At 46.9% G+C, this 7,280-nt stretch carries 9 protein-coding genes; 6 read left to right on the top strand and 3 right to left on the bottom strand.

All coding sequences use genetic code 11. From position 1 onward, the window contains the following. Both V6C93_RS03455 and V6C93_RS03450 read left to right on the top strand, forming a co-directional pair. Positions 1–221 (top strand): glycine cleavage T C-terminal barrel domain-containing protein (locus V6C93_RS03455; protein WP_333475251.1); only part of this gene is annotated, 221 nt, incomplete at its 5' end. A 94-nt stretch (positions 222–315) separates the two neighbouring features. After that, positions 316–666: a cupin domain-containing protein gene (locus tag V6C93_RS03450; protein WP_333475250.1), complete on the top strand. Its 351-nt coding sequence runs from the start codon at positions 316–318 to the stop codon at positions 664–666. Between the two features lie 57 nt (positions 667–723). On the opposite strand, the gene V6C93_RS03445 is transcribed toward V6C93_RS03450, so the two are convergent. Then, positions 724–867, bottom strand: a complete 144-nt coding sequence (locus V6C93_RS03445; protein WP_333475249.1) for a hypothetical protein — start codon at positions 865–867, stop codon at positions 724–726. Between the two features lie 318 nt (positions 868–1,185). Here V6C93_RS03445 and V6C93_RS03440 point away from each other — a divergent pair, with 318 nt between their 5' ends. Then, positions 1,186–1,938 (top strand): Mut7-C RNAse domain-containing protein, encoded by a 753-nt coding sequence (locus V6C93_RS03440; RefSeq protein ID WP_349262608.1) that lies wholly within the window; start codon positions 1,186–1,188, stop codon positions 1,936–1,938. 29 nt (positions 1,939–1,967) lie between these two features. Next, positions 1,968–2,381 carry a PEP-CTERM sorting domain-containing protein gene (locus tag V6C93_RS03435; protein WP_333475247.1) on the top strand — a complete coding sequence of 138 codons (414 nt, stop codon included), beginning with the start codon at positions 1,968–1,970 and terminating at the stop codon, positions 2,379–2,381. 59 nt (positions 2,382–2,440) lie between these two features. Here the strand turns inward: V6C93_RS03435 and V6C93_RS03430 are convergent, their stop codons facing one another. Together V6C93_RS03430 and V6C93_RS03425 are read right to left on the bottom strand one after the other, a co-directional pair. Next, positions 2,441–3,046 (bottom strand): hypothetical protein, encoded by a 606-nt coding sequence (locus tag V6C93_RS03430; protein WP_333475246.1) that lies wholly within the window; start codon positions 3,044–3,046, stop codon positions 2,441–2,443. 146 nt (positions 3,047–3,192) lie between these two features. Next, positions 3,193–6,066 carry an adenylate/guanylate cyclase domain-containing protein gene (locus V6C93_RS03425; RefSeq protein ID WP_333475245.1) on the bottom strand — a complete coding sequence of 958 codons (2,874 nt, stop codon included), beginning with the start codon at positions 6,064–6,066 and terminating at the stop codon, positions 3,193–3,195. 433 nt (positions 6,067–6,499) lie between these two features. Between V6C93_RS03425 and V6C93_RS03420 the strand changes: the two genes are divergently transcribed. Both V6C93_RS03420 and gcvH read left to right on the top strand, forming a co-directional pair. Further along, on the top strand, positions 6,500–6,649 hold the full coding sequence (locus tag V6C93_RS03420) for a hypothetical protein (RefSeq protein ID WP_333475244.1): 150 nt from the start codon (positions 6,500–6,502) through the stop codon (positions 6,647–6,649). A gap of 254 nt (positions 6,650–6,903) precedes the next feature. After that, positions 6,904–7,280: glycine cleavage system protein GcvH (gcvH, locus tag V6C93_RS03415; RefSeq protein ID WP_333475243.1), on the top strand; the 377-nt coding region annotated here is incomplete at its 3' end.

Raw genomic sequence — 7,280 nt, 5'->3', positions numbered from 1 at the left:
GTCATGGTTACCCGGTAAAGTATGAAGGGCAAGTGGTCGGGGAAGTGACGAGTGGGACGCTATCACCCACAATAGGAAAAGCGATCGCGCTTGCTTATGTTCCCACTTCATTGTCGAAGATGGGTCAACAACTCGAAGTCGAAATTCGGGGTAAAAACTATCCCGCCATAGTCGTCAAAAAACCCTTTTATCGCTCCCCAAATCGTCCCTCTAGTAAATAGAGAAAACAAATCTTAATCACCTACCTCCCGTATTGCTCAATACAGTTCGTCAGGGTGAATCTGCTAATGATTAGTGATACATCAAAGGTGAGTGATGAATGAAAGAATTTTTGATCTTGAAGCCTACGCGTGTTTCTCGGATGAAAAAGCAGCCGTCACTGAAGTTGTGATTACTCAAAACTCCAGTATTGCTGTTTGGGCAGTGCGCCCAGGACAAGAGGTTGAGGCTCATTGCCATCCCGATGGGCAAGATACATGGTTTATGCTGCGAGGCACACTTACTTACTACTTAGGCAACAGTCAGCGCCAAACGTTGAGTGTGGGTCAATTTGCCATTGCAGACCAAGGTCAAGTTCACGGAGCAATTAACGAAGGAACTGAAGACGCTGTCTTCATTTCTATTTACTCTGCGCCTAAGATTGGTTATGCCAAAGCTTCAGCTTAGATCGCTCTTTTAGATATTACACTAAGCCAGGTTACACTAACCCGACTTAGTTCTACTTTAAATCAGCCGATGGAATCTGCCATTGAGACTCAGCTGCTTCGACCCTTGTTGAGTCTCAGTGTTAGAAGTAGTCTTAAGTTGACGCGCCTCTTGTTTGGCTGCCGTTTCCGCGATCGAGATAAAGCTTTGAACTAATTGCATATCTTTCAACCTCAACTCTTTATACTTCGACGATAGGAAATTATCATCCGGAAAAAAACGTCACTATGCAACTCGCTCAAGTGACAGTCACTCTTGAGTCGCTCTTGCTCAATTTTTAGGGGTTTCCGCTGTCAGAGGATGGACAGTATATCAACTGGCCTCCCTCAAGACCCAAGAATACTGATGAAAAAGCCTTCTCTAAATTCTGGAGTGTCGGGAGTGCCTGTTTGGCTATTTGACGGCGGCTGGAGAATAGAAGTTCCTGATTCATCGCCTAGTCGCGTTAGAGTTGATGCAGAGTTTGGTCTAACACTCCCTATGGCTAAAGTAGTTTTTCGCTTTAATGCAGAACTAAACGACTTTTTGCCACATAGCCAACGACAGGTCAGCTTTTCTCATGTCTTTAAAGAGCGGGCTTCAATCAAGGACATGATCGAAGCCTTGGGTGTCCCCCATACGGAAGTGAACTGTATCTTGGTTAATGCCGAAGCGGTGGACTTCTCCTATATTGTTCAAGATGGCGATCGCATCGATGTTTACCCGAGTTCTACTTCCACAGAGGCCACACCGCTAGTCTCCCTCCGACCTCAACTGCCCAGTATTCTTCGTTTCGTCCTGGATGTCCATTTAGGAAAGTTAGCTTCCTCTCTGCGGCTTTTGGGCTTTGACACGTTGTACCGCAACGACTATGATGACGAAGAATTAGCCGAGATTTCTGCTTCCCAACAACGGATACTCTTGACTCGCGACAAAGGTTTATTGATGCGAAGTCTAGTTATCTATGGATACTATGTCAGGGCAACTCAGCCAGAGCAACAAATTGTGGAGGTGATGCGGCGCTTCGATTTGTTCGAGAAAGTTTTGCCATTTCACAGATGTATCCGCTGCAATGGATTGTTAGAATCTGTGTCAAAAGAATCCATCCTCGACCAACTGCCAGAAAAGACTCGTCTAGAGATTAATGAATTTCATCGCTGTTGTGGATGTAACCAGGTTTATTGGAGAGGCTCACACTACGAACGGATGCAACAGTTTATCGACGGAGTGCTGGATGCGCAAGAGCCAGCTTAAGTAGACGTGTTGCAAAAACTACTTCATAAGTGACAAAGCCCTGGAAGATATATGTTCAATCCGCTGGAAAAACCTCATCATTGGCTGATTTACCTGCTAGTACGTCCTACTTTAATCAAACTCAACCCGTTCTAAATGCGATCGCAGCGGGTAATTTTGTGACGGGTATCAGTTTCTTAGATTCAACTCAATTAAACCAGCTGGGTTTAAGTTTCAATCAATTCGGCGCTACGGGTTCCCAAACAATAGGGTTTAGCTTTGATAGGACGGCTCTACCTGCTGGCAACTTTATTGCCAATATCTTTGCTGAATGCGCTAACGATGGCATGGTACTCTTGGGGGAAACGCAATCTGTACCCGAACCCTTGACGCTTTTGGGTTCTTTAGTTGGGGCGGGCTTAATTGGGTTTCACCAGAGGAATAAGCGTAACCCAATCGGTTAAGTAGGTCAGTTGGTTGTGCGAGCTTTTCACCAGAGAGGGATGCTGGACACAATCGTTGTTCAGGAAGGCTGGAGGGGATAAAACAAGCCATCATCTGGATCGTACTCCCAGGCTATACCTTGCGGGTCACGAGCTTCTGACCAAAACGGAAAATTCACTCGCTCCTTCTGACGGCTGATAGCGCTCTGGGAATAAGGATGTCCCGTCTTTGGATTAATCAACCGTTGAGCTAATTCCGAGGGATGGAGTGGCTCCAGGAGTAATTGCGATCGCTTTTTTTTCGGGGGAGGTAACTGACCGGATGCACGTAGAATCTGAAAATACTTGTCTAAGCGCTGCTCGAATTTATCAAAACGTCCACGCGCTTGAACCAGTTCCGCTTGCATGTGTTGGTTAACCGCTTCATCCACCAGGCTGTCTACTGCATCTAGGCGCTCGTTAATCGTTTCATCAATAGAAACTTTCACAGATTTGACTTGCTCTTGAAACTCGTTAACTTGAGTTAAAAGACTGGTCAGTCTGTCGGATGGGATGTCTTGAGTTCCCAACACCTGCCGAATCACTCGTTGAGCAGTCAGATTGGCGCTCTCATCTGGATTAGCATATTGCATCAGTAGAGCGACCTCTTCATCTTTGAGGCGGAATGAGATTAACTGAGTGCCCATCTGTCTGCGACCACTTGTAGATTGCTGTAGTTTTTTCTTAGTCTAAACTCCAGTACCATGAACCAGTCATACCAAGAAGGCAGAAGGCAGAAGGCAGAAGGCAGAAGGGAACTCCTAAAAATAGCGCCTCGTTAGCCCATCCGTTGTTAAAATTTCTTGCCTTTAAGCAAATAAGTGAGCATCTCTCCTTTGCCCTTCACGAGGACTAGTCCCCGATCCTCAAAGATAAACTTTTCTTTGCATCGATGGTAGGTGGTCGCCGTAACCTGAATACAACCGGGTAATCCGTGGGATTCCATACGGCTGGCTGTATTCACCGTGTCTCCCCACAAGTCATAAATAAACTTTTTAATGCCAATGACTCCAGCGACGACCGGACCTGTATTGATGCCGATGCGTAGCTGAACGGGTACACTTAACTGGATGGCTTGGCGAGCAATTTCCCGTTGCATATCGAGAGCCATATGGGCAACTGCCTCGGCGTGGTCTGGGCGAACCGTTGGCAAACCCCCTGCTAGCATATAGGCATCCCCGATGGTTTTAATTTTCTCCAAACCGTGCTGCTCAGCTAGCTGGTCAAAGGTGGAAAATATCTCATTGAGTAAATTGACTAATTTTTCTGGCGAAGTCTGAGCTGAGAGTGGGGTAAAGCCGACGATATCGGCAAACAGCACGGTTGCCTCATCGAAGCGTTCAGCTAAAGAACCCGGATTTTGCTTCAGTTGGTCTGCGATCGCCTTGGGTAAAATATTGAGCAATAACTGCTCTGACTTTTCTTGTTCTATCCTGAGTGCCTCTTCTGTCAGCTTGCGCTTTGTAATATCTTCAACAATCCCTTCGTAGTAAAGTAGCTTCCCTTGCTCATCGCGAACCGCACGAGCATTTTCACTAATCCAAATGATGCTGCCATCTGATCGGTAGATCTGAGATTCAAAACCTGATAGCTCTTTATGTTGCTCTAAAGCGGCAAGAAACTGCGCTCTCCGGTTTGGCTCTACGTAAAGTTGTCGTGCAATATTGGTCAGTCGGGCAATGAGTTCCTCCGGTGATTTGTAGCCATACATCCGAGCTAGCGCCGGATTCGCACTCAGGTAGCGTCCATCGGGTGTCGTCTGGAAAATGCCCTCAACTGCATTCTCAAAGATACTGCGATATTTCTCTTCAGCTTGCTGTAGCGCCGACTCAGAGCGCTTGCGCTCCGTTATATTACGCGCCACAAAGATCACCTTATCCGTCATAAAGGGTGAAGCACTGGCAGAAAACCATTCTCTTTTACCGCTGATGGGTAGACTATACTCAACTTTGACCGTTGCTTGAGTAAATAAGGCACGCTGAATGCCATCAAAAACAATCTCAGCCTGTTGGTGTGGCAATACCTCATGCAAGGTTTTACCAATCCGTTGAGCCGTAGGTTTGTAAACGAATGCAGGATTCCACTGTATGTACTTGAGATAACGTCCTTGAGTATCGAAGACGATCACGGTATCGCTCATGGCTTCCAAGAGGGCACGGAGTTCAGCTTCAGACACTTGGATCTGGGTATAGAGTTGGGATTGGGTAATTGCGATCGCTAAACAATCCGCAACCGCTTGCAACAGTTCCTTATCCTCTTTGCTGCATAACTGACGGCTAGAGCAAATGCAGATCAGATAGCCTAGGGTTACGCTGTCTTGTCGTACAGGTTGCACTAAATTTAAATAACTGTAGGCTTGCCGTTGTCGGAGTGAAGCATTGGGGGAAGCAATAGCACGATTGCAGTATATGGCTTCACCCAGTTGAAGGCGAGACTCAATCTCTGCTGCGGTTGACCAATCAAACCATCCGAGTTCTGCTTGTGTCCCTTCTTTACAGTATTCCCGCCGCATCTCCACAGTTTGCTGTTGCGGGTTGAGTACAACGTAAGCAACCCGTTGTAGCTCTAAGAGGGTGCCTAATTCCTCAACCGTCGTTTGCACAATGCGATCAAGGTCTAGGGAGGCACGAATCCGAGCCGTCAATCGATTCAGCAGGGCTTCTCGTTCAGCGAGAGCGCGAGTTTGTTCTAATGAAAATACTTGCCAGAGGGCTGCAATTGTAGCGATCGCAAGCAGTCCCCCCAAGACTGACGCTAACAGATTGAGCGCCTCTAACTTGGATTCTATAATCTCGTGCGGAATTACCAATGCGATCGACCAGTCCGCTTGGTGTAGGGGGAAGTAAGCAACATATACCCATTTCCCCTCCATTTTTACCCGCGAAATCCCGCTATGCTTATATACCATGTGGCGGGCGACTTTTGCCAAATCAGGGTCTTTTGCCTGTAGAAAACTGGGTGTTGGTTTATCGAGATTTCCCTCTAAACTCTTATTAGGATGGACAATCGGCATTCCTTCAGAACTAAGGGCAAAGGCGTAACTCCCAGAGCCATATTTCAGATTCTCCACCACGCGACTCACTCGCTCTAAGCGAATATTGCCATTGATTAGCCCTATAGGCTGTTTGGTAGTGGCAGAGTTTGACCAGATGGGGGCAACAATCGGAATGACAACGTGCTTAAGGCTGCGAGAAATGATGGGATCGCCCACATATACTTGCCCAGCCATTCCCTTTTGAAAGTATTTGCGGTCTTTCACATTCACTGTTACTCGACCCACTTTGGTGGTGTAAAACGAACCATCGGGGTTGGCGAGGGAAAAATTGTAGAAGTCCACGGCATGTTCTACTTCGGCTTGTAAATAGGGTTGTACCACCGACCAATTCCTTGTCCGTGCCGTAGGAGTATTTGCGATCGCTTCTACCCTAACCTTCTGGATGGCGAGCCATTCATCGATTTCATCACTCCTTCGCTGAACCTTCAACAAAGCATTTTGCTTTAAATTGTCTAAAATCAGTCCGCGCACAACAGAGTAGCTGATTAGGGCAGTTGCGCTCACCACAACAGTTGTTGTGCCTATCACGAGCAGCATAACGAATTGGCGAGGTTGCCATCGTTGCCGAACGCGAAGCCTTCCTAAACGAGTCAACTCCTGCCACTTTGACATCGTCAAGCTCCTTCTGGGCTAAGATTTTGTTGAGCATCAAAGATGTCACACCCGACTTGTTTCCTGCACCCATTTGACGGCTATTCTGATATGTGTTAAACGTTTCAACACTCATGCAGTAGCTAAAAGCAAGCCGGACTATAAAAGTCTCTTCTTACTAAAGTAATCGGTTTAAGCGATATAGGGTGAGCGGGGGTTAGGGCTTGGGATGCGACTGATATCTCGATAGGCATGGCGTTCTGAGAGCTTTCCCTGGCTGGTACCCTACCCGCGATCATCGTAAGCAAAGACACTAAACCCAATTTTGTGCAGCTGTTGCAGGACAGGCTGAATCTCTCCCAAGTTTTCAGCATTCCCGCGAATATACAAAATGGTGTACATAGATGCCGGATTCGGAAGATAAACTGCTGAAAGCTGGATTTGATCGTAAGTCGTGAGCTTAAAGGATGTCGCTGGTGTCGGAATAGCTGGAGAGTTGAGGCAAAAAGATCTTTCCGTCTGCGAAAAAGAAGACGTAAAGACAAAAGAAAACATAGATGAAGATTATGGAGCGCACGAGCCGTTTAAAGGTAAATTCACCTAATAGCAATCGTCGCAGGGTTTGTTTATCCATAGCTGAGCTGATCTGTCAAGAGTAAGCGGTAATTGCAGCCTCAGGCTTGACTCAGCCTAGCTGTAGCCACTAGACTAACTGCTCTATTTGAGCAATCAGGATAGCTCTACCGTATTTCAAATGACTGCTGCGGTTGGTCACAATCAGTTAGCTGAATTTTGAACTACCACGGGTTGGAGTTGTACACTTAGCTCTGCTGTTCTGCTGTGTAGTGAGGATGTGAGATGACCTTGGAATATCCTGATGATTTGAAATACTTAGAGACTCACGAGTATGTCAGACTCGATGGGGAGATTGCCACAATTGGCATCAGCGCTTTTGCCGTTGACCAGTTGGGGGATATCGTGTTTCTGGAACTTCCAGAAATTGGTGATGCTCTGGAAAAAACCGAAAGCTTTGGCAGCATTGAATCGGTGAAGGCGGTTGAGGATTTGAATGCTCCGATCTCCGGGACGGTGATTGAGCGCAACGAAGCACTGATTGAGTCTCCCGAACTGATTGCAGATGACCCTTATGGCGAAGGTTGGTTGGTCAAGCTACGCATCAACGATGCAGATGAAGTAGTCGATGCGTTGTCGGCGAGTGAGTATCGAGAACAGGT

The sequence above is a fragment of the Allocoleopsis sp. genome, assembly GCF_036703385.1.
Lineage (GTDB): Bacteria > Cyanobacteriota > Cyanobacteriia > Cyanobacteriales > Coleofasciculaceae > Allocoleopsis.
This window is presented reverse-complemented; position numbering and strand designations above follow the sequence as displayed.